Origin of the sequence: Gordonia sp. DT30, assembly GCF_049844915.1 — a bacterium.
GTDB lineage: Bacteria > Actinomycetota > Actinomycetes > Mycobacteriales > Mycobacteriaceae > Gordonia.
Window position 1 is genome coordinate 13,727 of sequence record NZ_JBNCLY010000009.1, and the last position, 24,158, is coordinate 37,884.

General features: G+C 67.5%; 24 protein-coding genes and 1 riboswitch. Of the genes, 14 read left to right on the forward strand and 10 right to left on the reverse strand.

Features of this window, described 5'->3' with window-relative positions; genetic code table 11:
• The first annotated feature begins 32 nt into the window (after nt 1–32).
• The 3 genes from ACLQ3C_RS10585 (at nt 33) to ACLQ3C_RS10595 (ending at nt 2,761) form a co-directional block, all read left to right on the forward strand.
• Complete coding sequence (locus ACLQ3C_RS10585; protein ID WP_425705017.1) at nt 33–440, forward strand: type VII secretion target; 408 nt, start codon at nt 33–35, stop codon at nt 438–440.
• The gene (locus tag ACLQ3C_RS10590; protein ID WP_425705018.1) at nt 440–1,384 is read left to right on the forward strand and encodes a C40 family peptidase; all 945 of its coding nucleotides are present in this window, start codon (nt 440–442) and stop codon (nt 1,382–1,384) included. The genes ACLQ3C_RS10585 and ACLQ3C_RS10590 overlap by 1 nt, the downstream gene beginning before the upstream one ends.
• Nucleotides 1,385–1,462: 78 nt before the next feature.
• Nucleotides 1,463–2,761, forward strand: coding sequence for a primosomal protein (locus ACLQ3C_RS10595; RefSeq protein ID WP_425705019.1), 1,299 nt, complete (start codon nt 1,463–1,465; stop codon nt 2,759–2,761).
• 5 nt (nt 2,762–2,766) lie between these two features.
• Here the strand turns inward: ACLQ3C_RS10595 and ACLQ3C_RS10600 are convergent, their stop codons facing one another.
• The 4 genes from ACLQ3C_RS10600 to ACLQ3C_RS10615 all read right to left on the reverse strand — a co-directional run bounded on the left by ACLQ3C_RS10600 (nt 2,767) and on the right by ACLQ3C_RS10615 (nt 6,225).
• On the reverse strand, nt 2,767–3,228 hold the full coding sequence (locus ACLQ3C_RS10600) for a hypothetical protein (RefSeq protein WP_425705020.1): 462 nt from the start codon (nt 3,226–3,228) through the stop codon (nt 2,767–2,769).
• A 113-nt stretch (nt 3,229–3,341) separates the two neighbouring features.
• Nucleotides 3,342–4,472 (reverse strand): adenosine deaminase, encoded by a 1,131-nt coding sequence (locus ACLQ3C_RS10605; RefSeq protein ID WP_425705021.1) that lies wholly within the window; start codon nt 4,470–4,472, stop codon nt 3,342–3,344.
• Nucleotides 4,469–5,809 carry a thymidine phosphorylase gene (locus ACLQ3C_RS10610; protein ID WP_425705022.1) on the reverse strand — a complete coding sequence of 447 codons (1,341 nt, stop codon included), beginning with the start codon at nt 5,807–5,809 and terminating at the stop codon, nt 4,469–4,471. Before ACLQ3C_RS10610 ends, ACLQ3C_RS10605 begins: the two co-directional genes overlap by 4 nt.
• Complete coding sequence (locus ACLQ3C_RS10615) at nt 5,806–6,225, reverse strand: cytidine deaminase (RefSeq protein WP_425705156.1); 420 nt, start codon at nt 6,223–6,225, stop codon at nt 5,806–5,808. Before ACLQ3C_RS10615 ends, ACLQ3C_RS10610 begins: the two co-directional genes overlap by 4 nt.
• 227 nt (nt 6,226–6,452) lie before the next feature.
• Here ACLQ3C_RS10615 and sdhC point away from each other — a divergent pair, with 227 nt between their 5' ends.
• From sdhC to ACLQ3C_RS10650, 7 genes are all read left to right on the forward strand, one after another.
• On the forward strand, nt 6,453–6,860 hold the full coding sequence (gene sdhC, locus ACLQ3C_RS10620; protein WP_425705023.1) for a succinate dehydrogenase, cytochrome b556 subunit: 408 nt from the start codon (nt 6,453–6,455) through the stop codon (nt 6,858–6,860).
• Nucleotides 6,861–6,872: 12 nt separating this feature from the next.
• Nucleotides 6,873–7,322, forward strand: a complete 450-nt coding sequence (locus tag ACLQ3C_RS10625; protein ID WP_425705024.1) for a succinate dehydrogenase hydrophobic membrane anchor subunit — start codon at nt 6,873–6,875, stop codon at nt 7,320–7,322.
• A 33-nt stretch (nt 7,323–7,355) separates the two neighbouring features.
• Nucleotides 7,356–9,110 (forward strand): succinate dehydrogenase flavoprotein subunit, encoded by a 1,755-nt coding sequence (sdhA, locus tag ACLQ3C_RS10630; RefSeq protein ID WP_425705025.1) that lies wholly within the window; start codon nt 7,356–7,358, stop codon nt 9,108–9,110.
• A complete protein-coding gene (locus ACLQ3C_RS10635; RefSeq protein ID WP_425705026.1) occupies nt 9,110–9,940 on the forward strand; it encodes a succinate dehydrogenase iron-sulfur subunit in 831 nt (276 codons plus the stop codon). Before sdhA ends, ACLQ3C_RS10635 begins: the two co-directional genes overlap by 1 nt.
• A gap of 140 nt (nt 9,941–10,080) precedes the next feature.
• Nucleotides 10,081–10,503, forward strand: a complete 423-nt coding sequence (locus ACLQ3C_RS10640) for a hypothetical protein (RefSeq protein WP_425705027.1) — start codon at nt 10,081–10,083, stop codon at nt 10,501–10,503.
• A 39-nt stretch (nt 10,504–10,542) separates the two neighbouring features.
• Nucleotides 10,543–11,280 carry a type 1 glutamine amidotransferase gene (locus ACLQ3C_RS10645; RefSeq protein WP_425705028.1) on the forward strand — a complete coding sequence of 246 codons (738 nt, stop codon included), beginning with the start codon at nt 10,543–10,545 and terminating at the stop codon, nt 11,278–11,280.
• Nucleotides 11,281–11,335: 55 nt separating this feature from the next.
• Nucleotides 11,336–12,595: a D-alanyl-D-alanine carboxypeptidase family protein gene (locus tag ACLQ3C_RS10650; RefSeq protein WP_425705029.1), complete on the forward strand. Its 1,260-nt coding sequence runs from the start codon at nt 11,336–11,338 to the stop codon at nt 12,593–12,595.
• A gap of 21 nt (nt 12,596–12,616) precedes the next feature.
• Here the strand turns inward: ACLQ3C_RS10650 and ACLQ3C_RS10655 are convergent, their stop codons facing one another.
• The 3 genes from ACLQ3C_RS10655 to ACLQ3C_RS10665 form a co-directional block, all read right to left on the reverse strand.
• Entirely contained in the window at nt 12,617–13,678 is a 1,062-nt protein-coding gene (locus ACLQ3C_RS10655) for a YhjD/YihY/BrkB family envelope integrity protein (RefSeq protein ID WP_425705030.1), read from the reverse strand.
• Between the two features lie 80 nt (nt 13,679–13,758).
• The gene (gene trpS / locus ACLQ3C_RS10660) at nt 13,759–14,802 is read right to left on the reverse strand and encodes a tryptophan--tRNA ligase (protein WP_425705031.1); all 1,044 of its coding nucleotides are present in this window, start codon (nt 14,800–14,802) and stop codon (nt 13,759–13,761) included.
• 82 nt (nt 14,803–14,884) lie between these two features.
• Nucleotides 14,885–15,733, reverse strand: coding sequence for an exodeoxyribonuclease III (locus ACLQ3C_RS10665; RefSeq protein WP_425705032.1), 849 nt, complete (start codon nt 15,731–15,733; stop codon nt 14,885–14,887).
• 131 nt (nt 15,734–15,864) lie between these two features.
• Between ACLQ3C_RS10665 and ACLQ3C_RS10670 the strand changes: the two genes are divergently transcribed.
• Nucleotides 15,865–16,044: a (2Fe-2S)-binding protein gene (locus ACLQ3C_RS10670; protein WP_425705033.1), complete on the forward strand. Its 180-nt coding sequence runs from the start codon at nt 15,865–15,867 to the stop codon at nt 16,042–16,044.
• Nucleotides 16,045–16,136: 92 nt separating this feature from the next.
• The gene (gene bfr / locus ACLQ3C_RS10675) at nt 16,137–16,622 is read left to right on the forward strand and encodes a bacterioferritin (RefSeq protein WP_425705034.1); all 486 of its coding nucleotides are present in this window, start codon (nt 16,137–16,139) and stop codon (nt 16,620–16,622) included.
• On the opposite strand, the gene ACLQ3C_RS10680 is transcribed toward bfr, so the two are convergent.
• Entirely contained in the window at nt 16,580–17,944 is a 1,365-nt protein-coding gene (locus tag ACLQ3C_RS10680; RefSeq protein WP_425705035.1) for an MFS transporter, read from the reverse strand. The two genes, bfr and ACLQ3C_RS10680, sit on opposite strands and share 43 nt — an antisense overlap.
• A 56-nt stretch (nt 17,945–18,000) precedes the next feature.
• Nucleotides 18,001–19,560 (reverse strand): PE-PPE domain-containing protein, encoded by a 1,560-nt coding sequence (locus ACLQ3C_RS10685; RefSeq protein WP_425705036.1) that lies wholly within the window; start codon nt 19,558–19,560, stop codon nt 18,001–18,003.
• Nucleotides 19,561–19,781: 221 nt separating this feature from the next.
• Nucleotides 19,782–19,901, forward strand: a riboswitch (SAM riboswitch).
• Nucleotides 19,902–19,963: 62 nt separating this feature from the next.
• Here ACLQ3C_RS10685 and ACLQ3C_RS10690 point away from each other — a divergent pair.
• Together ACLQ3C_RS10690 and metX are read left to right on the forward strand one after the other, a co-directional pair.
• Entirely contained in the window at nt 19,964–21,316 is a 1,353-nt protein-coding gene (locus tag ACLQ3C_RS10690) for a bifunctional o-acetylhomoserine/o-acetylserine sulfhydrylase (RefSeq protein WP_425705037.1), read from the forward strand.
• A gap of 57 nt (nt 21,317–21,373) precedes the next feature.
• A complete protein-coding gene (metX, locus tag ACLQ3C_RS10695) occupies nt 21,374–22,522 on the forward strand; it encodes a homoserine O-acetyltransferase MetX (RefSeq protein WP_425705038.1) in 1,149 nt (382 codons plus the stop codon).
• A 44-nt stretch (nt 22,523–22,566) separates the two neighbouring features.
• Here the strand turns inward: metX and ACLQ3C_RS10700 are convergent, their stop codons facing one another.
• Nucleotides 22,567–24,138, reverse strand: coding sequence for an Hsp70 family protein (locus tag ACLQ3C_RS10700; RefSeq protein WP_425705039.1), 1,572 nt, complete (start codon nt 24,136–24,138; stop codon nt 22,567–22,569).
• Nucleotides 24,139–24,158: the final 20 nt, after the last annotated feature.

Genomic DNA, 24,158 nt, shown 5'->3' on the forward strand with positions numbered 1-24,158 from the left:
GCGCCGATCGGCCCCGTGCGTGCGGCGCCGGCATGAGCGGTCCCGGCACCGATCTGCCGGAATGGAACCGGACGGCATGGAACCGGAGCGCCCCGCGCCGCGTCCAACCCTTCATGACCGAACAACTCTCCGTCATCCCCGCCGCGGTCGCGTCCTTCGCGGCCGACGAGACGCGCACCGCGAGCCGGGTCCGCGCACACGCCACCACCACCGACGTCACACCGCTGGCCCTGACGTTCGGGCTCATCGGTGCCGACTTCCTCACCGCGCTCGGCCGGGTCCTCGATGACCGCCGGGCCCGGCTGTCGGCCGTCGCCGACCGCCATGCGCTCATGGCCGCCCAAGGCACCGATGCTGCCACGTCCTACGCCGGCACCGACGACGCCTCGGCGCGGATGTTGGGGAACGCAGCGATCACCGGGGCGGGGGTGCGGGCCTGATGCTCGCTGCCGATCTGCTGATCGCGCCGTTGCGAATCCTGTTGACGGCCTTGGGTACCGGCGTGCTGCCCGGTGACGATCCGGTGACCGCCATCGGCATGGTGGCACCCGAGCTGGGAGCGGCCCGCGATGAGGCGCTGGCCGCGGCTGCGACGGTCGGCGGCCAATGGCAGGGCCGCGCCGCCGATTCCGCGCTCGCCGCGGCGCGGCGCACCGCCGGGCAGACCACCACGATCACCGATGACGACGAGACCATCGTGGCGCTGACGCAGACCGCGGCGCAGCGGGTCAACGATGCCGCGCATCGGCTCGCCGCGCTCCTCGATTCCTTCGAGCGCACCGCTCGGGCCCTCGGCGCAGATCTCGGCACGCCGGCCGGTCTGGCGGTGTTGGTGCCGGTGGCCATCGACCATCTCGGCCGGGGCGTCGCCGTGGTCGAACGCACGCGCGCCGAGCTGAGGGCCGACACCACGGCCCTGACCGACCTCGTCCGCCACGAGACGCCCGCCCCGGTCACTCGCGGGGCCACCCCGGATGGCCGGCCCGCCGACGGTGGGGTGGCCATCACCCTGCCGGACGGCTCGGTGGCCTACGCCCCCAACGAACGCGCAGCGACCGCGGTCCGGGCGGCGCTGGGCCAACAGGGCGTGCCCTATGTGTGGGGTGGAACCGATCCGAGCGGGTTCGACTGCAGCGGACTGACCCAGTGGGCCTACCGGCAGGCCGGACTCGAACTCCCACGGCTGGCGCAGGAGCAGGACACCGCGGGATCGCCGGTGTCGCAGTCCGACCTGCAGCCCGGGGATCTGGCCGTCTGGGACGGTCACGTCGCCATGTACGTCGGAAACGATCAACTCGTGGAAGCCGGGGATCCAGTTCAGGTCTCGCCGCTGCGGACAACAAATGCGGGTCAAGGTTTTCAAGGCTTCTACCGGCCGCGATGAGCACACGACCGGAGAATTCATCCGCCCGTCGTGGGGCCGGTACGGCGTTCACAGTCACGATCGCTACGCTGTGACGTCATGGCCGGAGACATCGTCCCCATCGAGCTCGGACTCACCGACGGGAACAGCTTCACACTGTGGGCACCCCGCTGGCGTGAGGGTGATGACGAGTGGGAGGCATTCCTCGGGCTCGACGAGGATCTCTACGTCTTCCCCGGTGTCGCCGAGCTGGTCGCCTTCATCCGTACCGACGACGACAACGACCTCGCCGAGCATCCTGCCTGGGAGACCGTCAAAGAACTCCAGGCCGACGAACTCGTCCCCGACGACCGGCGCTCCTACGATCTGGTCGGGGTGCCCGAACTGGCCGCCGAGGATCCCACTCCCGAGGTCATCGCCGAACTCGAGGACGCACTGGAGATCGTGCGGATCCTCGGCGAGGTGTGTGAACTCACGGTCATCACCAAGTTCTTCAACGGCAACCCGATCCTCGGCGCGGTCACCACCGGCACCCGCAACTTCGAGGGCCGCGACGGTACCGACCTCTGGGTACGCATCGGCCGGCTCATCGCCAAGCACTGGGACGACGTGCTCGACGCCGTCGATGGCGTGATCGCCACGCCCGAGGTCGACAAGGACGCACGCAACACCGCAGAGGCCGAACTCGAGGCTGCCGCCTCGGCCGAGGACGAGGACGAACCCGACGAGGACCTCGATCTGCTCGGCGAGGAGAACGCCGACGCCGAGGAAGACCTCGACGACGAGGACGAGGACTCGGACGACGAGGACCTCGACGACGATGAGGACCTCGACTACGAGATCGACGACGACTTCTGGGCCTCGGTGGGCATCGACCCGATCCGGATCGTGACCGGCACCGGCGAGTACCTGTCATTGCGTTGCTATCTCGGCGACGATCCGGTGTTCCTCGGTGCCAATGGCAAGATCTTCGTGTTCGCCTCGGCGCGCACGCTGTCGAAGTTCCTCGCCGACGACAACTCCCACGATCTCGCGAATGTCTCGACCTTCGACGAGGTGCGCGTCGGGGCGACCGACGGTTCGCTGGAGTTCGATGTCATCGACGACAACGTCTATGTGCTGCCCGGACTCGCCGAGGACATTGCCGACGGCCCACGTCGAATCGATCGCAATCAGCTCGAACTCGCGGTGGAGTTGTTCACCGACGCTGCCGATTACGCCGACGACGACGCTGTCACCGAGGCGCTCGGCTCGACCACCCCGCTGGGCTGGTTCGTCGATTACGCGGTCAATCCCGACCCCAAGCGGATGGCGCCGAGCGCGCCGTTCGACAACGAGGCCGAGGCGTGGCGAGCGCTCGAGCACGAATTCGAGGACCGGCTCGTCCAGAAGCGCTGACGCCCTCACACCCGCCCGGGTAGGTGCCGCGCCATATACGTCGCGACCAGCAGCACCACCACCACCACGCAGTAGCCGGCCCGGACCGCAACCGGCGCGTCCAGATGTGTCATCAATGTGGCCGCAACGGCCGCGCCGACTGCGGCAGACAGCTGCACGGTGACGAACAGCGATGGCGTCGCATACGGAATCCGATCGGCGGGCACGGTCCGGTAGACGCTCGAAAACGATGGCGCCGCAATGGCTCCGAATCCGGTGATGCGCAGCAGCCGCAGATCCAATACTCGGAGCCATCGATCCGCAGCGCGCGACCCACACACGCACAGCAGCGCCACGCCCACGACCGCGGCGACGACCGCCCACCCGGGCGCACCCACACCGCCGACGGCCAGCAACAGACTGACGAAACCAGCGGGGAGAACAAGCGCGCCGAGGAGATCGGGACGTCGGGTTGCCGTCGGCGGCACCGAGTCGATCTCCGACGCGCGAGCCCGGCAGGCAGTGCACGCTGGGGCGGAGACGTTTCTGCGTGCCTACGCCCCCGAGAAGAACCGGTCATAGCTCCCCACCGGCAGCCGACTCAACCCTGCATCAGCACCGCGTAGCCGGGCTTGATCACATCGTCGATGAAGGCCAGGCGCTCGTCGAAGTGGATGAACGCCGACTTCATCGCATTGACGGTGAAGCGCTCGAAGTCGGCCCAGCCGTAACCGAATTGCTCGGCGAGCTTCGCGAATTCGCGGCTCATCGTGGTGTCGCTCATCAGCCGGTTGTCGGTGTTGACGGTAACCCGGAAACGCAGTCGCGCCAGGACATTGAACGGATGCTCGGCGAGTGCGGCGACCGCACCGGTCTGCACGTTCGAGCTCGGACACAACTCCAGCGGAATTCGCTTGTCGCGCACAATATTTGCCACCAAACCCAGCTCGGCACCCGGGAATGCGGCGTCGTCGGGCCGCGCACCGGGGGCCAATACGATGTCGTCGATGACACGCACACCGTGGCCGAGCCGGTCGGTGCCGCAGAAGGCGATCGCCTCATGGATCGACGGCAGGCCGAATGCCTCGCCGGCGTGGATGGTGAAGGGCGCACAGTTGGCGCGCATGTATTCGAAGGCGTCGAGATGCCGGCTCGGCGGGTTCCCGGCCTCGGCGCCGGCGATGTCGAATCCCGCGACCCCGCGGTCGCGGTAGCGCACCGCGAGTTCGGCGATCTCCCGGGATCGGGCGGCGTGGCGCATCGCGGTCACCAGGCAGCGCACGGTGATCGGGCGCCCGTTACCGGCGGCGACCTGCTCACCGTGGCGGAATCCACGCAGAACCGCCTCGACCACCTCGTCGAGTCCCAGACCGCCCTCGAGGTGCTGTTCGGGCGCGTACCGCACCTCCGCGTAGACCACTCCGTCGGCGGCGAGATCCTCGACGCATTCGCGGGCGACCCGCTCGAGCGCGCCGACGGTCTGCATGACGCCGACAGTGTGGGCGAAGGTCTCCAGATATCGCTCCAGCGAGCCGCTGTCGGCGGCCTCCCGAAACCAGATCGCCAGGGCCTCTGCCGTGTCGGCGGGCAGGTCGTCATAACCGGTCTCGCGAGCCAGCTCGAGCACCGTCGACGGCCGCAGTCCGCCGTCGAGATGATCGTGCAACAGCACCTTCGGCGCTAGGGCCAAGGCGGCGGGATCGAGTGGGGAACGCGGCTGCATCGACGTCATCCTCCGAACCTAACGCGTTCGATCACCAGCGGACGCGCATCGCCGGACGTCCCCGCTCCCGGCTCACCGTCCCCTATGTCCGCCCCGATCTCGACCGCCCCACTCAGCGCGGCCCGGGCCGGCGCGAAACGTTCAGGGGTCTCGGTGTGCAACGTGAACAGCGTCGCGCCGGCCTCGATGAGGTCACCGGGCACCGCATGCCAGACGACCCCGGCCTGCGCCTGCACCGCCTCCCCCGGCACCGACCGTCCGGCACCCAGGCGCCACGCGGCGTCGCCCACCGCGCGCGCATCCATTCGACGGAGGCGTCCCGACGATTCGGCGACGACGACGTCGGTGTGCGCGGCCCGCGGAAGCGGCGCGTCGGGGTCGCCACCCTGAGCAGTGACCATCGCGCGCCACGAGTCCATGGCGCGTCCGTTACGCAGGTTCTCGGCGGGGTCGACGCCGGTCACCCCGCCCAGCTCGAGCATTTCGCGGGCCAGCGCCACCGTCAGCTCGACGACGTCGTCCGGCCCGTCGCCGGCGAGCACCTCGAGCGACTCCGCGACCTCGACGGCGTTGCCCGCACTGCGCCCCAACGGGGTGTCCATATTCGTCAGCAGCGCGGAGGTCGCCACCCCGGCCCGCTCGCCCAGATCGACCATCGTCGCGGCGAGTTCGCGGGCCGCCCCGAGGTCGGGCAGGAACGCCCCCGAGCCGACCTTGACGTCGAGCACCAGGGCACCGGTGCCCTCGGCGATCTTCTTGCTCATGATCGAGCTGGCGATCAGCGGGATCGACTCGACGGTGCCGGTGATGTCACGCAGCGCGTAGAGCAGCCGGTCGGCCGGCGCCAGGTCGGGACTCGCGGCGCACACGACCGCGCCGACCCGCTCGAGTTGCGCCGTCATCTCGTCCACCGAGAGCTCCGCACGCCACCCCGGAATGGATTCCAACTTGTCCAGGGTGCCGCCGGTGTGCCCGAGGCCACGGCCCGACAGTTGGGGCACCGCAAGGCCGTACGAGGCGACCAGCGGCGCCAGCGGCAGGGTGATCTTGTCGCCGACGCCGCCCGTCGAATGCTTGTCGACGGTGACCAGCGGCCGCCCGTCCCGACGCAGAGCGCGCCAGTCGGCGCGACGACCGCTGTCGACCATCGCCCGGGTCCAGGTGGCGATCTCGCGCCGGTCCATCCCCCGAAGCACGATGGCCATCAACAGTGCCGACATCTGCTCGGGCGCCATCCGGCCGCGGGTGTAGGCGTCGACCGCCCACTCGATCTGGGCGTCGCCGAGCACTCCACCGTCGCGTTTGGTGGCGATCACCGAGATGGGATCGTGCACATCTGCACTCACCGCGCACGCCCGTCGAGTTCGCCTGCGGCCAGATCGTCGGGGCCGAACGCCTCGGGTAGCAATTCCGACAACCGTCGGGGTCCGTCGGCGTGATCGACGAGCAGCTCGGCTCCACCGAACTCGTAGAGCACCTGCCTGCACCGCCCGCAGGGCATCAACACCGCGCCCCGGGAGTCGCACACACTGACCGCACGCAGCCGCGAACCACCCGAGGCGACCAATGCCGACACCAACGAGACCTCGGCGCAGACTCCGAGTCCGTATGAGACATTCTCCACATTGCATCCGACGACGACTCGACCCTCATGGGTGAGGCCGGCGGCGCCCACCGGAAACCGCGAATACGGCACATGGGCGCGGTCGATCATTCCGTTTGCATTGTGGCGCAACATATTCCAGTCGATTTCGATAGACAGGGCAGACTCCTGGTGAGCAGTGCGGGGCCGGGACACGCGCCGGTGCGCGTCGCCGGCAGAACTGGTAAGGCAAACCTAACTCGGAATCAGTTGTGGCCCAAATCTGTTCGGGCAGTTTTCGACCTCCCTCAGCATAGGTTTAGAGTCTGTTGCATGGGTCCATGGTGGAGCCTGCTGCGAGCAGGTGGCCACCGCGTCCATCGACGATGTTGGAGGCCAATCTCGCAATGAGCACCCCGACCGAAACCGCACCCGACCCGGTGCGCAAGCGATCTCTTTATCGAGGCGACCCCGGCATGTGGTCGTGGGTGCTTCACCGGATCACCGGTGTCACCATCTTCTTCTTCCTGTTCGTACATGTTCTCGACACCGCGGTCATCCGGGTCGATCCGAACAAGTACTCGGAGGTCATCGAGACCTACAAGACGCCGATCATCGGGCTGATGGAGATCGCACTCGTGGCCTGCGTGCTCTACCACGCGCTCAACGGCCTGCGCGTCATCCTCATCGACTTCTGGTCGAAGGGCGCCAAGTACCAGCGGCAGATGCTGTGGACGATCCTCTCGCTGTTCGTGATCGTGTTCGCGGCGGCAGCGGTTCGGCTCCTGCAGATTCTGATCGAGAACTCGTTCTAGGAGAGAGCACCGATGACCGCATCCTCCCCCAACCTCGCCAAGACGCTGGGCACCGAATACGACCGGCCCGCCAGCCTCGACAACCCGCGCACCCCGCGTGCTCGCAAGGGCGGCAACTTCGAGAAGTACGCCTGGCTGTTCATGCGCTTCTCCGGCCTGGCCCTCATCATCCTGACCATCGGCCACATGTTCATCATGCTCGCCTGGGACAACGGCGTGCACCGGATCGACGCGTCCTTCGTCGCCGCCCGCTGGAAGGAACCCTTCTGGCAGGTGTGGGACCTGCTGATGCTGTGGTTGGCCCAGCTGCACGGCGGCAACGGGATGCGCACCGTCATCGCCGACTACTCGCGCAAGGACTCGACCCGCTTCTGGCTGAACGTCCTGCTCGGCGTGTCGATGATCCTGGTGCTGGTCCTGGGCACCTACGCCCTCTTGACTTTTGACGTCAACAGCGTCTGACCCGGCCCGCGTCGACTAGGAGATCGAATCCACATGCAGGAACACCGCTACGACGTCCTGATCGTCGGTGCCGGCGGCGCCGGGATGCGCGCCGCACTCGAAGCGGCCCCTCGAGCCCGCACCGCGGTCCTGACCAAGCTCTACCCCACCCGCAGCCACACCGGCGCGGCGCAGGGCGGCATGTGCGCCGCGCTGGCCAACGTCGAAGAGGACAACTGGGAGTGGCACACCTTCGACACCGTCAAGGGCGGCGACTACATCGTCGACCAGGATGCGGCGGAGATCATGGCCAAGGAGGCCATCGACGCGGTACTAGACCTGGAGAAGATGGGGCTGCCGTTCAACCGCACGCCCGAGGGTCGCATCGACCAGCGTCGTTTCGGCGGACACACCCGCGATCACGGCAAGGCGCCGGTCCGCCGCGCGTGTTACGCCGCCGACCGCACCGGTCACATGATCCTGCAGACGCTCTACCAGAACTGCGTCAAACACGACGTCGAGTTCTTCAACGAGTTCTATGCCCTCGACCTGTGTCTGAGCGAGAACGAGGACGGCGAGCCCGTCGCCACCGGCGTGGTCGCCTACGAGCTCGCCACCGGCGAGATCCACATCTTCCACGCGAAGTCGGTCGTGTTCGCGACCGGCGGCTCGGGCCGGATGTACAAGACCACCTCCAACGCGCACACCCTCACCGGTGATGGCATGGGCATCGTGTTCCGCAAGGGACTTCCCTTGGAGGACATGGAGTTCCACCAGTTCCACCCGACCGGCCTGGCCGGTCTGGGCATCCTCATCTCCGAGGCGGTCCGCGGTGAGGGCGGCATCCTGCGCAACTCCGAGGGCGAACGCTTCATGGAGCGTTACGCCCCCACCATCAAGGACCTCGCCCCCCGCGACATCGTCGCGCGGTCGATGGTGCTCGAGGTACTCGAAGGCCGCGGCGCCGGACCCAACAAGGACTACGTCTACATCGACGTGACCCACCTCGGCGAGGACGTGCTCAACGAAAAGCTGCCCGACATCACCGAGTTCGCCCGCACCTATCTCGGTGTGGACCCGGTGAAGGAGTGGGTGCCGGTCTTCCCGACCTGTCACTACGTGATGGGTGGAATCCCCACCAACATCCACGGCCAGGTGCTGCGCAACAGCACCGACGTCGTGCACGGCCTCTACGCCGCAGGCGAATGCGCCTGCGTCTCGGTCCACGGGGCCAACCGCCTCGGCACCAACTCGCTGCTCGACATCAACGTGTTCGGCCGGCGGGCCGGCATCGCCGCCGCCGACTACGCCAATGCCGCGGAGCTGACCCCGCTGCCCGAGGAGCCGACCGCAATGGTCGACGCCTGGCTGGAGACGATCCTGTCCGAACACGGACACGAACGGGTCGCCGACATCCGCACCGAGTTGCAGGCCTCGATGGACGCCAACGCATCGGTGTTCCGCACCGAGCAAACCCTCAAGCAGGCGCTCACCGATGTCCGCGCACTCAAAGAGCGCTACGCCCACATCCGCGTGCACGACAAGGGCACGCGATTCAACTCGGACCTGCTCGAGGCCATCGAACTCGGCTTCCTGCTGGAGATGGCCGAGGTCACGGTGGTCGGTGCGCTGAACCGCAAGGAATCGCGCGGTGGCCACGCCCGTGAGGACTATCCCAACCGCGACGACGTCAACTTCATGAAGCACACGATGGCTTACAAGAAGGGTGACAATCTGCTCAGCGATATCGAGCTGGGCTGGAAGCCCGTCATCCAGACCCGCTACGAGCCGATGGAGCGTAAGTACTGATGACAGCGATCATGGAGAATCCGACTCCCTCCTCCGACGACCCGCCATTGCCACCGGTCCCCGACGAGGCGACCATGGTGACGTTGAAGATCTACCGGTTCAATCCGGAGATTCCCGACGCGCAGGGTTTCGAGAGCTTCCGGGTCCCGGCCCTGCCCACCGACCGGCTGCTCAACCTGCTGCTCTACGTCAAGGGCTACCTCGACGGCACCTTGACGTTCCGGCGCAGCTGCGCGCACGGCGTCTGCGGTTCGGATGCCATGCGGGTCAACGGCGTCAACCGGCTGGCGTGCAAGATCCTGATGAAGGACATGCTCCCGGCAAAAAAGGACGGGGACAAGGGCAGCACGGACAAGGGCAGCACGGACAAGGGCAAGGAGATCACCATCACCATCGAGCCCATCAAGGGCCTGCCGGTGGAGAAGGATCTCGTGGTCGACATGGAACCGTTCTTCGACGCCTACCGGGCGATGAAGCCGTTCCTCATGACCACCGGCAACGAGCCGACCCGCGAACGCATCCAGTCGCAGACCGACCGCGCACGTTTCGACGACACCACCAAGTGCATTCTGTGTGCATGTTGCACCACCAGTTGCCCGGTGTACTGGAACGAGGGCAGCTACTTCGGCCCGGCGGCCATCGTGAACGCACACCGGTTCATCTTCGACAGCCGTGATGAGGGCACCGTCGAACGCCTCGACATCCTCAACGACGTCGACGGCGTGTGGCGGTGCCGCACCACCTTCAACTGCACCGATGCCTGCCCCCGCGGCATCAAGGTCACGCAGGCGATCCAAGAGGTCAAGCGCGCACTCATGTTCTCGCGCTAGGCTTTTCACCAAAAACTCATCTCTGCAGCCCCGGCTCGGGCCCGCACCGCACGCGGTGCGGGCCCGAGCTGCTTCATGCGTTGCTCCGCGGATCTCCCCACGGATGGAACCGATTCCGGCCGTGCCGCGTCCAACCCCGTATGAACCTCCACCCCCACCGGCTCGTCATCGCTTCGTTCCTGGCCGTCGGTGTCATGGCGATCGGCATCGGATCACCGAACGTTGCCGCCGACACCCCGCCGAATCCTGCAGTCCCGCTGACCATCACGATCACCTCCGATGAGCAGGTCAACGAACAGCTGCTCTGGTACGACGCGTTTGGACGGCCGCGACATCAGTTCGACGTCGCACTCCCCGACCACGACGCCCATTCCGGACGCTGGACCGGGTCGCTGACCCTGACTCCCCAGAAGGCGACCCGCCAGCACGATGATCGAGGCGTCCATCGGGTCGTCTTCATCTCCGCAGGAGACGTCGCCGGGTGCACGATCACCGCCGGTGCGACGACGGTGGCCGACGACGCCGCCGAGGGCGAGCATGCGATGGCCGTCTGCACGTGGTGACACCGAGGTCCGGATCGGCCGGGCCGCTAGGGTTGCCCGATGACTGTCGACGTTCTCGAGCTGCGCCACATCGAATGCGAATCATCGGGCGCCTACGGTGCCGGACTCGCCGACGTCGCAGACATCCACACCGTCCGGGCGTGGTGCGACGAACTGCCCGCGGATCCACGTGCGTTCGCCGCGATCCTGGTGATGGGCGGCCCGATGAGCGCCAACGATGGCGCCACCCTTCCATGGATCGACGACGAGATCGCCTTCCTCGTCAGAGCCCTGGACGCCGGCATCCCGGTCTGGGGTGTCTGTCTGGGGTCACAGCTACTCGCACGTGCGCTCGGCGCGGACGTGACCACCGGTGCACAGGGTGAGGTCGGCGTCGCACCGATCAGCGTCACCGACGAGGGCCGCGCCGACCCGGTGTTCTCGGCGGCGCCGGAGACCGGGTTCCCGGCCATGCACTGGCATTACGACACCTTCGCCATCCCCGACGGCGCCGTCCGACTGGCGTCGTCGTCGAGGTATCCGAATCAGGCCTTCCGGCATGGGATGTCGTACGGCGTGCAGTTTCATCTCGAGGTCGACGGTCCGCTGCTGCGTGACTGGCTCGACGCCCCGGGGTACCGCGCCGAGCTCGTCGAGGCGCTCGGCCCGGACGGACCGTCCGCGGTACTGGCCGACACCCGGGCGGCCCAATCGACCACCGTGCCGCTCGCGGGCGCCCTCATCCGTCGATGGTTCACGCTCGTCACCGGGTCCGACCCGTCCGAGTCGCGCTGGTAACCTCCGTGCGGTGACCTGGGGGACCTCACGAGGGACGAGGCGACGGATCGGCGCCATGGCGACCGCCGCGTGCGCGGTGGCCCTGATGCTGACACCCGGGGCCGCAGTCGCGATACCCGCGGCGGCCACGCCGGTCACCGACGGATGCCCGCACCGACTGGTGCCGCCACCGGCCGTCGACACCTCCGAGGTCGTCGCCCCCGGATCGACGACGCCGTCGGCGTTACCGGTGCCCGCGCAGACCGTCGGCGGGGAGAAGCTGGCTGCGTGCGGTGTCATCACCGACCCCGCTGCCGGTCCGGTACCCGATCGCCTGACGTCGGCGGCCTGGCTGGTCGCCGACATGGACACCGGCGCCGTCATCGCCGCCAAGGATCCGCACGGCCGGTACCGGCCGGCGTCGACGATCAAGACCCTGCTCGCACTCACCGTCCTCGACAACGGACTCCCGCTCGATCGGGCCGTCGTACCCACCGCCGAGGACTGGGGGCAGGAAGGCGACGCCTGCGGCATGGGCCCCGGCGGCCGGTACACCCTCCGCGACATGCTGACCGGGCTGCTGGTGGTCTCCGGCAACGACTGCGCCCATGTCCTGGCCCGTGAGCTGGGGGGCGTGCCCGCCACACTTGCCAAGATGAACGCCACCGCCGCACAGCTACACGCGCTCGACACCCGCGCGACGACGCCGTCCGGTCTGGACGCCGCGGGCATGTCGACGTCGCCGTACGATCTGGCCCTGATCTTCCGTGCCGCGATGGGCAATCCGACGTTCCGCGAGATCATCGCCAAGCCCACCTACCACTTCCCCGGCTACCCGCCCCGCCGCGACGTCCCCGGTGATCCCGACCATCCCGGCTATGACATGCAAACCTCCGATCAGCTTCTGCTGAACGGCTACCCGGGAATGCTCGGCGGTAAGACCGGTTACACCGACGACGCCTTGAAGACCTTCGTCGGGGCGGCCCGCCAGGGGAACCGGACCGTGCTGATCGTGCAGATGTATGGGTTGTCGACGTCCGACGACAACTATTGGACCCAGGCACAATCGTTGCTGGAGTACGGGTTCCACGCACCGAGCGCGATCCGGGTCGGCGACCTGGTGAGCGGACGGCCCACGTCGCAATCGACAACCGAGTCGAGGCCAACCGATCCCGCGTCGGGTCCGGCCACCGTGCCCGGGTCACCTCGTGCGGCAAGCACTTCCGACCACGGATCGACCATGTCGAAACGGATCCTCATCGGCCTTGTCGCCGCACTGATCGTCGTCATCCTGCTGGCGGTGGCGACCCGCTTTCTCGGCCGCCGACGCAGCTAGCCCGAGCAGCGTGCGCGGGCCTCAGTCGCCCCGAATGCGCCGCAGGACCATCCCCAGCGCGGCGCCGAGGGCTGCGGCTCCGGCCATGGCGCCGACCCGCGGCAACGGGTTGACCTCGACGCTCGGGCGAAGCACCACCGGTCGGCGATCGGCCGGCTCGACCTCGTCGGCCACCTGAAACCGCGCGTTGACCGGATCGGTGGCACACCATGCGGTGGCGTACAGGATGATCCGGGAGGCGAGGTAGGCGAACACCATGACACCGAGGATCGGCCCGAAGGCGATACCGGCGGGGCTGCTCAGCACCGAACGCAGGTAGATCCCGCCGACGGACTTGACGATCTCGAAGGCGATCGCGGTGATCAGCCCGGCCTTCAACGTGTTCCGGAAAGGCAACGGCACCAGAGGAAGTCGCGAGAGAATGAAGGTGAACAGCGCCCAGCTCGCGACCACCGAGACCAGCACGGCCACGATACGCAACACCACCGGCGCCCACGCGGTCTGCTCGACACCGGCCCAGCGCAGGATGGTGGCCACGACCCCACCGCCGCCGGCCAGGGTCGTCAGCGCGATCGTCACGGCGAAAGCGAGGCCCAGCAAGGCGAAGGTGAGCAGGTCGGTCGCCTTGGACACCAACGCATTCCGGCTGACGCGACCCCCGAACATCTCCGTCATGCCGGCGCGCACACCCGAGATCCAGCCGATTCCGGTGAACGCGGCACCCAGCAAACCGACCACACCGACGGCGGTGCGCGAGTTGATGGCCGAGTCGATCAACGTCTCGGCCTGGGTACCGAGTTCACCCGGCAGCTCCTTGACGACCGACTCCTTGATCTGATCGATCCAGTCGGGCTGCCTGGCGAGGACGAAGGCGGCGATGGCGAAGACGACCATCACGATCGGCACCAGCGCGAGGATCCCGTTGAAGCTGATGCTGGCGGCATACAGGTTGCCCCGGCGCTGGGTATAGCGCTCCTGGGTGCGCAGTAGATGATCGAGCCACGTCCATCGCTGCCGCAGGGCGGCGAACCACTCCTGCGCTCGCGCGACGAGACCCTTGATCCACGCGATCAGTGAACCCATGTCGCGTCACCTTCCGGTCGGGCGAAGCGCACCGCTTCGCGTCGGTCGCCCACCGGCCGGCATCATCCCGGGGCGGAGCCTCAGGAACCCACCGTAGGTGCCAGGAACCCGACTTTGTCGTATACCGACTTCAGCGTGGCGGATGCGATCTCCCGGGCCCGGACCGCGCCCGCGGCCAGGATGGCGTCGAGTTCGGTTGGGTCATCGAGGTATTCGGCGACGCGACCCCGAAGAGGTGTGACGAATTCGGCCAGGACCTCAGCGGTGTCGACCTTGAGATCGCCGTATCCCTTGCCTTCGTACTTCGCGACGAGATCGTCCACACCGACCCCGGAGAGGGCGGACTGGATCGTCAGGAGATTGCTCACACCCGGCTTCTCGACGGGATCGAAGCCGATCTGCGAGCCGGTGTCGGTGACCGCCGACCGAATCTTCTTGGCCGAACGCGTGGGCTCGTCGAGAAGACTGATCAGCCCCTTGTCGGTCTCCGCGGACTTGCTCATCTTCGCCGTCGGATTCTGCAGATCGTAGATCTTGGCGAACTCCTTGACGATGTGCGGCTGCGGAACCCGCAGCACCGCACCGAAGCGCTTGTTGAACCGCTGCGCGAGGTCGCGGGTGAGTTCGAGATGCTGGCGCTGGTCCTCCCCGACCGGCACGAGATCGACGTCGAACGCCAGGATGTCGGCGGCCATCAGGATCGGGTAGGTGAACAGACCCACCCCGGCCGCGTCGGCACCCTGCTTGGCGCTCTTGTCCTTGAACTGCGTCATCCGGCTGGCCTCGCCGAAACCGGTGATGCACTGCAGAATCCAGGTCAGCTGGGCGATCTCGGGAATGTGCGACTGCACATAGACCGTGGCTCGTGCAGGGTCGACGCCGACCGCCAGCAACTGTGCGACCGACACCCGGGTGCGTTGCGCCAAGGTCGCCGGATCGAAGTCCGCGGTGAGCGCATGCATGTCGGGGATGAAGTAGAACGCGTCGAAGTCTTCCTGCAGCGCCACCCACTGGCGAACGGCACCGAGATAGTTGCCGAGATGGAAGGAATCGCTGGTCGGCTGGATCCCCGACAGCACACGCTTGCGCGGCGCGGATACGGGTGCCCCGGAAACGTCACTCATGACGTCGATTCTCGCAGACCGCGCCAATGTATTCTGCCGCGGAGTTCCCCACCGGCCGTGCCGCGATCACTCTGGCCGGCGTTCACTCATAGACGACGGTGACCGGCGCATGATCCGACCACCGGCGGTCGTAGGTGTCGGCGCGATCGACGAAGCCCTTGACCGCGCGCCGCGCCGCCGGCCGGTTGGCGAGCTGATAGTCGATGCGCCACCCGGAATCGTTGTCGAAGGCCTTACCGCGCCACGACCACCAGCTGTACGGGCCGGCCACGCCGGGGTGCATGTCGCGCACCACGTCGGTCCAGCCGGAATCCAGTCGGGCACCGACCCATTCGCGTTCGTGGGCAAGAAATCCCGGGTTGCGCAGGTTGCCCTTCCAGTTCTTGATGTCGGCCTCGGAGTGGGCGATGTTCCAGTCGCCGCCGACCACCACGCAGCGGCGCCGACGCGCCGCGGTGGTCAGGTACTCACCGAACTCGCCGAGGAAGCGCTTCTTCTCCTCGAACTTGGCACTGTCCTTCTCCGTCGACGACGCCGTCGGCTCGGCTGCTCCCTTGGGCAGGTACAGGCTGGCCACGGTCAACCCACCGAGGTCGGGATCGTCGAAGTCGGCTTCGAGGTAGCGTCCCGTCGGATCGAATTCGGCGCTCCCGAACCCCGCCCGCACGGCCGTGGGATCGGCCTTGCTCAGAATGCCGACCCCGGCGTGGCCCTTGACGACCGATTCGCTCATCGACAACCGCCAGCCCGCATCGAGGGCCGGCTGCAGGGCGGCCCGTGTCTGCTCCTCGTCGGCGCGGATCTCCTGCAGCACGACGATGTCGGCGCCGGAGGTATCGAGCCAGGCCAGGAACCCGGGATTGACGTCCGAGCGCTGCTTGGTGGCCGCCCGGATGCCATTGACATTGACGGTGGTGATCGTGGTCGTCACGGGTCAACAGACTACGCACCGGCCACGACAGGGCACGCACGCGGAGGAAGCCGGGACGGTGAAGGTTAGGCAAGCTTGCCTTCGAGTCGAATTTATGTAACCCTCACCTAACAGCTAGATGAGGTGAATCCATGTTCGTTTGTATCTGCCGGGGCGTGACCGAGCACGAGGTCCATGAGCACTGTGCCGACGGCGCGCGGACCGTCGACGCGATCGGCGATCGCTGCGGCGCAGGCGAAGGCTGTGGAACCTGTCTCGAACGGCTGCAGGAGATACTGAGCGAAAAGTCCGCGGTCACCACCGCCGCCTGACCTGCTCGCACCCCATGCGATCGGGCCGCGTGGGGGTTTTGTCGTGCTACGGTTCGTGGACATTTTTCTTCCGGACCGAACGGAGTTGCGGCATGCGCGGAGATGACGAGGTCATCGCCCTACTCAACGAGCAGCTCACCAGTGAGCTGACCGCGATCAACCAGTACTTCCTGCACTCGAAGATGCAGGCCGACTGGGGTCTCACCGAATTGGCGTCCAAGACCCGTGCCGAGTCCATCGAGGAGATGCAGCACGCGGAGATCCTCACCGATCGCATCCTGTTCCTCGAAGGACTCCCGAACTACCAGAAGCTCCTCCCGCTGCGCATCGGTCAGACGCTGCGCGAGCAGTTCGAATCCGACCTGGCCATCGAAATCGAGGTCGTCAACCGACTCAAGCCGGGAATTGCCTTGTGCCGCGACAAGAATGATGTCACCTCGGCAAAGATCTTCGAGGCGATCCTCAAGGACGAGGAACACCACATCGACTACCTCGAGACGCAGTTGGAGTTGCTCGACCGGCTCGGCGAGCAGCTCTATATGTCCAAGACGGTCGCCACTCCGCCCGACGTCGGCTGACCGGCCGGTCGTCGTGTCCGTCGCTGCGTCCACAGGGCGACGATGAGGACGGCGACGCCCGCCACCGCGAGCACCGCACCGAGCGCCGACGGCGCCCGATAGCCGTAACCCGCCGCGATCACCACGCCGCCGAGCCATGCGCCGGCGGCGTTGGCGATGTTGAGGGCCGAATGGTTCAGCGCGGCAGCCAGCGTCTGGGCGTCGTCGGCGACGTCCATGAGCCGGGTCTGCAGGGCCGGGATCATCGACGTGCCGCCGACCCCGATGAGGAACGTCAGCGCGAGCGCGATCCAGATGAACTGCACGAACAGCGCGAAGAGCAGCAGCACCGCCGCGAGGCAGAGCAGTCCCACCAGGATCGATACCGACACGCTGCGGTCGGCAGCCATGCCGCCGACGATGTTGCCGACGACCATCCCGAGCCCGAAAAGCATGAGGGCCACCGGCACCAAGCCGACCGGCAGTCCGGCCAGCGATGTCAGCGTCGTGTTCAGGTAGGTGTAGAAGGCGAACATTCCGCCGAAGCCGACGGTGCCGATGAGCAGGGTGAACCAGACCTGCGGCCGGCGCAGCGCACCGAGTTCGGTCATCGGGTTGGTCGCAGGCATGTCCTGCAATGTGGGAAGGCTGCGCGCGAGTGCGGCGATGGTGAGCGCACCGACGACCACGACGACAAGAAATGCGCTGCGCCAACCGAAATGCTCACCCAGCCACGCCGCCATCGGGACGCCCGCGACGTTGGCGACGGCGAGCCCGAGCATCACCTGCCCGACCGCCTTCGCGCGGCGTCGTGGTCCGGCAAGGTGGGCGGCGACCAATGCCGCCACCCCGAAGTAGGCGCCATGCGGTAGGCCGGCGATGAAGCGGGCCGCGATCAGCAGACCGAAGGTGGGTGCGAGGACCGTGGCCGCGTTGCCGACGGTGAACGCGACCATCAGTCCGATCAGCAGGGTGCGGCGCGACATCCGGGCGGTGAGGGCCGCGATGAGCGGTGCGCCGACGACAACGCCGAGCGCATACGCGGAGATGACCGAACCGGCGGTGGGTTCGGTGACATCGAGTGCGCCGGCGATGTTGGGGAGCAGACCCATCGAGACGAACTCGGTGGTGCCGATCCCGAAGCCACCGAGCGCCATCGCGAGGATCGCCCAGCGGACCGTCCGCACACGCGCAGAACCGTTGTCCGGCAACGACTCCCCGGCTTCACGCGCAGCGACGTCGGTCGTCGGGTGCGCAGTGGCCGGCTCGTCGGCGGGAACTGCCGCCTCGGGATTCGCTGGTGTGGACACAGGAGTCGCAACCACCACGGCGCACGCGAGCATTCCCGGGGCGGTCGGTGAGTTCGTTCACAGGCCCCGTCGACCGCGCGAAACGATCGTCACGGCACGGTCGGTACGGCACGCTCGGTGGAGGATGCCGTGCCGGTGGCGGTGGTGGGAGCCGCGGCGGTGGGAGCCGCCGCGGTGGGAGCGGCCGTGGTGGGAGCGGCCGTGGTGGGAGCCGCGGTGGTGGGAGCCGCGGTGGTAGTGGGAGCCGCGGTGGTAGTGGGAGCCGCGGTGGTGGTGGGAGCGGCTGTGGTGGTCGCCGGCGGTGCGGTGTCGGGGCTTTCGGCCCGTGTCACCACCGGGACACCGGCCCCTGTCACCGCCGTCGTTGCGCTCGGCACTGTCTGCACCCCGTCGACGACCCGCTCGGCCCAGTACGTGGCGAAGTTCCTCGGCAACAAGACGATGCTCTTGGCGCTGGCCGCCAACGCGGTGACTCCGTGGTCGAACAGGTCGGCGTCGGAGTTGAGCACACCGTTGGCGATGTCCTGGAGGACGAACAGATCCGGCAGGTATGCGCCGTAGCCGAGTTGGGGTAACGGCGGTAGCCATCCCATGGCCCAGCGGATGGGTGGTTGAAAGTCGGCGAGGGTGATGCCGATGATGTCGGGCAGGCGCAGGCGGTAACGCATGAGGTCCGGAACGGTCCCGGTGTAGCCGACTGCGGTCAGTGCGTTCGCCACGATGATCGCCATCGACGAGGGCGAGGCGATCGTGCATGTCCGCACCGCGCCGTCGGTGGTGCAGGTCATCGTCTCCGCTGCACCGTTGACGGTCCACGTCTGACCGGTGCCGGGGAATTGGTACATGTGGAATGGGTACTGGCCGTGCTTGATCCAGTAGCCGAAGAAGGCGTCGACGTCGCCGATCGGGTCATGGAGCGGATCGGGCAGGTCGCAGATCGGGTCGCCCTCGATGCAGTAGGTGGTGACGGGTACGCCGCCGTAGTCGGTGCCATCGCGTGGCCCCGACATCGTCATCCCCGGAATGGCCCCGACCAGTGTCAGTTCGATTCCCTGTCCCCAGAGAGTCGCCGACATCCGCGGGTCCGCGTAGAGCTCGCCCGAGACGGTCGTCGCGCCGCCGGCGTCGGTGGTGGAGATGACGTACGTCGACCCGTCGGCAAGCGTCACCGGCCGATGCCGGCCGATGTCGGTCAGCGCGTCGCCTGCGACTCGGGCGCCCTGCGAGTAGCCGGCGATGACGACCTTCTTGTCGGTGCCGCATTCCTGCTGATAGGTGGCCACGGCTTGTTCGAGGTTCTGCGCACCCTGCGTCTGGCTCGCGTTGTATCCCACCGATCCCAGCGGCCAGATGGTCGCGGCGTACGGCACCGCCTCGACGGTGTAGGGGTTGCCGAGGTTGGGGTTGTTCTCGTCGGGACGGTTGTCCGGGCCGAGGCCGGTGTAGCGCTGTCGCACACCGACGAGGTACGAGCCGTCGGAGTTCCATGTCCCGCCGACGATGAACACCCGGCCCGGGCCGCTGCAGTCGTATGTCGTGTCCGCCGCCGCCACCCCATGGCCCCAGAACATCGTGGCGGTGAGCGCGAGGCCCATTGCGGCGGCTCCCCACACGAGACAGACGCCACGGATCGAGGTGCGGAGTCCCATCGCTGCCACGTCCTTCGGTGAGGGCTGATCTGCGCAGCTTAGGCAGGCGGAGCAGGTCGGCACCGGGCAATCACCCAGGGCACCCCCACATTCCCCCGCTCGATGGACACCGCGGGCGAATCCGGGACCGGAGAACACCGATAACGATCTGCGCAATTCACCAACCAGCCTGAGCAGGAGGGTTCTCAGCGAACGACGACCGTGTTATATCCTTGTCGCCAGGTCATGAGCATCAGCGTCAAGCCCCGGCTTGCTGATCGGCAACCCTCCAACCGCGGTGGGGTGCTCCGGGTGATGACCGGGTTGGGGATCGCTGTATGGGTCCCCGGCAAGCGCGGGTCCGAAGGTCGGACCCCAACAGGGTCTCCATACCCTGCCGACCGTAGAAAGTGATCTATTTTTCATGTCTGACGCAGCCAACGACGGCCCCGATTCCCCCGATCCCACCGACGCCCCGGATCCCACCGAGAACTGGAGCTTCGAGACCAAGCAGGTCCATGTGGGGCAGTCCCCCGACGCCGCGACGAACGCACGCGCACTGCCCATCTACCAGACCACGTCGTTCACCTTCAACGACACCCAGCACGCCGCCGATCTCTTCGGTCTCGCCGAACCGGGCAACATCTACACCCGGATCATGAACCCGACGCAGGATGCCGTCGAACAGCGCATCGCCGCGCTCGAGGGCGGTGTCGCGGCCCTGCTGGTCGCCTCCGGTCAGGCGGCCACCACGTATTCGATCCTCAACATCGTCGAGAACGGCGGACACGTGGTGTCGAGCCCGCGTCTGTACGGCGGCACCTACAACCTGTTCCACTACACCCTGCCCAAACTCGGCATCGAGGTGTCCTTCGTCGAAGATCCCGAGGATCCCGAGTCGTGGCAGGCCGCGATCGGCGACAACACCCGCGCGTTCTACGGCGAGTCGATCTCCAACCCGAACAACGAGATCCTCGACATCCCGGGTATCGCCGAGGTCGCCCACCGCAACGGACTGCCGCTGATCGTCGACAACACCGTGGCCACGCCGTATCTGCTGAACCCACTGGCCCTCGGCGCCGACGTCGTCGTGCACTCGGCGACCAAGTACATCGGCGGCCACGGGACCGCGATCGGCGGGGTCATCGTCGACGGCGGCACCTTCGACTGGCGTGGACAGCGTGACGGCAAGGACCTGTTCCCGGGATTCACCACGCCCGATCCGAGCTACCACGGCGCGGTATTCGCCGATCTCGGCGCCCCGGCGTATGCGCTGAAGGCGCGCGTGCAGTGGCTGCGTGACACCGGTGCGTCGATCTCGCCGTTCAATGCCTTCCTGCTCGCGCAGGGCCTCGAGACGCTGAGCCTGCGCGTCGAGCGGCATGTCGCCAACGCCGCGCGCGTCGCCGAATACCTCAGCGATCACGCACAGGTCGAGTCGGTCACCTACGCCGGACTGAAGTCCTCGCCGTGGTACCAGCGCGGCCAGGAGCTCGCACCAAAGGGTCAGGGCGCCATCATCGGATTCGAGATCACCGGTGGCGTCGACGCGGGCAAGCGGTTCGTGGAGGCGTTGACCTTGCACAGCCACGTCGCCAACATCGGTGATGTGCGTTCGCTGGTGATCCACCCGGCGTCCACCACCCACAGCCAGCTGACCCCCGAAGAGCAGCTCGCCGCAGGCGTCACCCCCGGTTTGGTCCGGCTCGCCGTCGGGATCGAGGGCATCGACGACATCATCGCCGACCTCGACCAGGGCTTCGCGGCGGCCGAGTAGACCCAGCCGAGTACACCGAGACAGCCGAGTAGACCGAGGACAGGAGCACAACATCCCGTGTCGGTGAGCATCGACCCCCAGGCGTCCGCAGCGCATCAGCCCGAATGGGAGCAGGTTCCCGACGGGCAGATGGTGCGAATGCGCCTGGGATCGTTGGCGCTCGAGTGCGGCGAACGGATCGACGACGTCACCCTGGCGTTTCAGCGCTGGGGGACGTTGTCGCCCGCACGGGACAATGTGATCCTCGCCCTGCACGCACTGACCGGTGACTCGTATGTCACCGGCCCGCCCACCGACGAACACCCCGCGCCGGGCTGGTGGGACGGTCTGATCGGACCGGGCGGCGCGATCGACACCGACGAGTGGTGTGTCATCTGCGCCAACGTCCTCGGCGGCTGCCGGGGATCGACGGGACCGGCGTCGCCCGATCCGGATGGGCGACCGTGGGGTTCCCGATTCCCCGCCATCACGGTGCTCGATCAGGTGCGCGCCGAGGCGGCGCTGCTCGACGCCCTCGGCATCGAGAGCATCGGCGCGGTCCTCGGCGGTTCGATGGGTGGCGCCCGCGCCCTCGAGTGGGCGATCGAATATCCCGACCGGGTACGCAGCGCGCTTGTTCTCGCCGTCGGGGCACGTGCCACCGCCGACCAGATCGGCACGCAAACCACCCAGATCGCCGCCATCACCGCCGACCCCGAGTGGCAGGGCGGTGACTACCACGGCAGCGGCCGGTCCCCGATCGTCGGACTCGGAATCGCCCGGCGCATCGCGCACCTGACCTACCGATTCGAGGGCGAACTCGACGAGCGTTTTGCCAATTACCCTCAGGGCCACGAGGATCCGCTACACGGCGGGCGGTACGCGGTGCAAAGCTATCTCGAACACCAGGCCGACAAGATCATCGGGCGGTTCGATCCGGGCAGCTATGTGGTGCTCACCGACGTGCTGAACAATCACGACGTGGGACGCAATCGCGGCGGTATCGCCGCCGCGCTCGACTCGTGCACGGTTCCCACCGTGGTCGCGGGCATCGATTCGGATCGGTTGTATCCGTTGCGGTTACAGGCCGAGATCGCCGAAGGGCTCGGCAACTGCGTGGACGGCCTGCAGGTGCTTCGGTCCGACAAGGGCCATGACGGGTTCCTCACGGAGTTCGACGCGATCGCCGATCTCCTCAAACGCACCGTGGACCTCGCGCGCCGCTGACCCGTCCGCGAGCACAGGTCCGGGCGGGCCACCGGGCGCGGGGATCAGCCGGCCGGCGTCGTGGTGGTCGTCACCGCTGGGGCCTGCTCGGTCGCACTATGCGGTGGAACTTCCGTTTGCCGCGAACTCGGCTGTGACGGAATGACATTCGGAGTGTCCCCAGTCGGGGTCGTCGATGGCGACGTCGGCGTCGTCGGGACGCTCGGGATCAGTTCCGGCGGAATCAGTCCGGGCGGGATGGGCAGGGTCGGGAACGGCGACAGGCTCGGCCCGGACGGCACCTCGCCCGACGGTGTGGTCGGCGGCGTCGTGGTGTTGGGCACGAGCGTCAACGTGCTCGTCGGGGTGGTCAACGGCAATTCCGTTGTCGCCCAGCCCGGGAATTGCTCATGCCCGGTCAGAGGGGTGGTCGGCTGCGGGGCCGACGACCGCGGGCCCCGCGTCGGCGCGCGGGTCGACGTGGACGTTCCGAAGGAGTCACTTGTCGTCGCGAGCGCCTGGGCGTCGGCAGTGTGCATCGTCGACGGCGGAGCCGCGGGACCGGTGGTCAACGTGGCACCGACGGCCACCGCGGCCATCGCAACGGCGCCGATGATCCCGGCCACGACGGCCACCGGCACTGCCGACAAGCTCCGCACCCGGCGTCCACCGATCAGGGTGAGCCGTGCGGCGCCGGAATTGCGCGCGAGCATGGCTGCGCCGGTCGCCGCTGCCAGCTCCGGCGTCGCCGGCGTGAGCACCTCGAGATCGGCATGGTCGGCGATCTGACGCGCGATCGACAGGTTGGCCACACCGCCGACCAACACCACCGCGTCCGGGGTGAGACCGTGCGATCGAGCATCGTCGACAAACCGCGCCAACGCCTCGCCCGCTCCCTCGACCAGCGGCGCAGCAGCCTTCTCGACGGCGGCAGCGGTCAGCGAAACCCCGGCGAGGGCGGTCGACGGCGCCGATTCGGCGACTTCTTCCTTGGCGGTACGGCAAGCACTGACCAGCGCGGCCCGCTGTCGCCTTGTCCGGGTGCCACGGTCTGCCTCGTCCGATTCGGCGGCAACGTGGTCGGCGAGCGTCTCGTCGATCTGCCGACCGCTGAACACCGTCGACCGTTCGATGGTGCCGATCCGGCCGGCCGATGGGTCGAGGGTGTAGAACGAGATGCCGGTATCGCCGCAATCGGCGACCACGACCGAGGAGAACCGGTCGATCTGTCCGGTCCGGGTGAGGAACTCGGCAACCGCTTCTTCGTCGGAGCTCAATTGGATCTGACGACGCGTGCCGGAGCCGCCCGAACCCAGGCGCCGACGCTGGGTCGCGGTACGGGCGGCGACACCGATCGGACCGACGCGCAGATCCGCTGCACGCGCGGCGTCGAGCATCAGATCGATGCCTGCGTTCACGCGCCCGACCGGATCGAGTCCGTCGGTGGGGTCGACGTCGAACACGCGCGATTCAAGTGCAGTGCGGCCGGTCTCGTCGCTGGTCAGCAGTACGTAGTGGATCATCCCGTCGCCCACGGAAACACCCAGCGACGTCTCGTCGCCGGATGTGCCCTGATCGTTGATCTCGAACGTCGAACTGATGACAACCCCACTCATGTTGCTGGCGTCCGCACTCATCGGCGGAGTCCACGCGACAC

Excerpts from the sequence above, each read along its gene's own strand:
- ACLQ3C_RS10585 (WP_425705017.1), top strand. The coding sequence starts at position 33 with ATGAGCGGTCCCGGCACCGATCTGCCGGAATGGAACCGGACGGCATGG.
- ACLQ3C_RS10590 (WP_425705018.1), top strand. The coding sequence starts at position 440 with ATGCTCGCTGCCGATCTGCTGATCGCGCCGTTGCGAATCCTGTTGACG.
- ACLQ3C_RS10595 (WP_425705019.1), top strand. The coding sequence starts at position 1,463 with ATGGCCGGAGACATCGTCCCCATCGAGCTCGGACTCACCGACGGGAAC.
- ACLQ3C_RS10605 (WP_425705021.1), bottom strand. The coding sequence starts at position 4,472 with ATGACGTCGATGCAGCCGCGTTCCCCACTCGATCCCGCCGCCTTGGCC.
- sdhC (WP_425705023.1), top strand. The coding sequence starts at position 6,453 with ATGAGCACCCCGACCGAAACCGCACCCGACCCGGTGCGCAAGCGATCT.
- ACLQ3C_RS10625 (WP_425705024.1), top strand. The coding sequence starts at position 6,873 with ATGACCGCATCCTCCCCCAACCTCGCCAAGACGCTGGGCACCGAATAC.
- sdhA (WP_425705025.1), top strand. The coding sequence starts at position 7,356 with ATGCAGGAACACCGCTACGACGTCCTGATCGTCGGTGCCGGCGGCGCC.
- ACLQ3C_RS10635 (WP_425705026.1), top strand. The coding sequence starts at position 9,110 with ATGACAGCGATCATGGAGAATCCGACTCCCTCCTCCGACGACCCGCCA.
- ACLQ3C_RS10640 (WP_425705027.1), top strand. The coding sequence starts at position 10,081 with ATGAACCTCCACCCCCACCGGCTCGTCATCGCTTCGTTCCTGGCCGTC.
- ACLQ3C_RS10645 (WP_425705028.1), top strand. The coding sequence starts at position 10,543 with ATGACTGTCGACGTTCTCGAGCTGCGCCACATCGAATGCGAATCATCG.
- ACLQ3C_RS10650 (WP_425705029.1), top strand. The coding sequence starts at position 11,336 with ATGGCGACCGCCGCGTGCGCGGTGGCCCTGATGCTGACACCCGGGGCC.
- ACLQ3C_RS10655 (WP_425705030.1), bottom strand. The coding sequence starts at position 13,678 with ATGGGTTCACTGATCGCGTGGATCAAGGGTCTCGTCGCGCGAGCGCAG.
- trpS (WP_425705031.1), bottom strand. The coding sequence starts at position 14,802 with ATGAGTGACGTTTCCGGGGCACCCGTATCCGCGCCGCGCAAGCGTGTG.
- ACLQ3C_RS10670 (WP_425705033.1), top strand. The coding sequence starts at position 15,865 with ATGTTCGTTTGTATCTGCCGGGGCGTGACCGAGCACGAGGTCCATGAG.
- bfr (WP_425705034.1), top strand. The coding sequence starts at position 16,137 with ATGCGCGGAGATGACGAGGTCATCGCCCTACTCAACGAGCAGCTCACC.
- ACLQ3C_RS10680 (WP_425705035.1), bottom strand. The coding sequence starts at position 17,944 with ATGCTCGCGTGCGCCGTGGTGGTTGCGACTCCTGTGTCCACACCAGCG.
- ACLQ3C_RS10685 (WP_425705036.1), bottom strand. The coding sequence starts at position 19,560 with ATGGGACTCCGCACCTCGATCCGTGGCGTCTGTCTCGTGTGGGGAGCC.
- ACLQ3C_RS10690 (WP_425705037.1), top strand. The coding sequence starts at position 19,964 with ATGTCTGACGCAGCCAACGACGGCCCCGATTCCCCCGATCCCACCGAC.
- ACLQ3C_RS10700 (WP_425705039.1), bottom strand. The coding sequence starts at position 24,138 with ATGAGTGCGGACGCCAGCAACATGAGTGGGGTTGTCATCAGTTCGACG.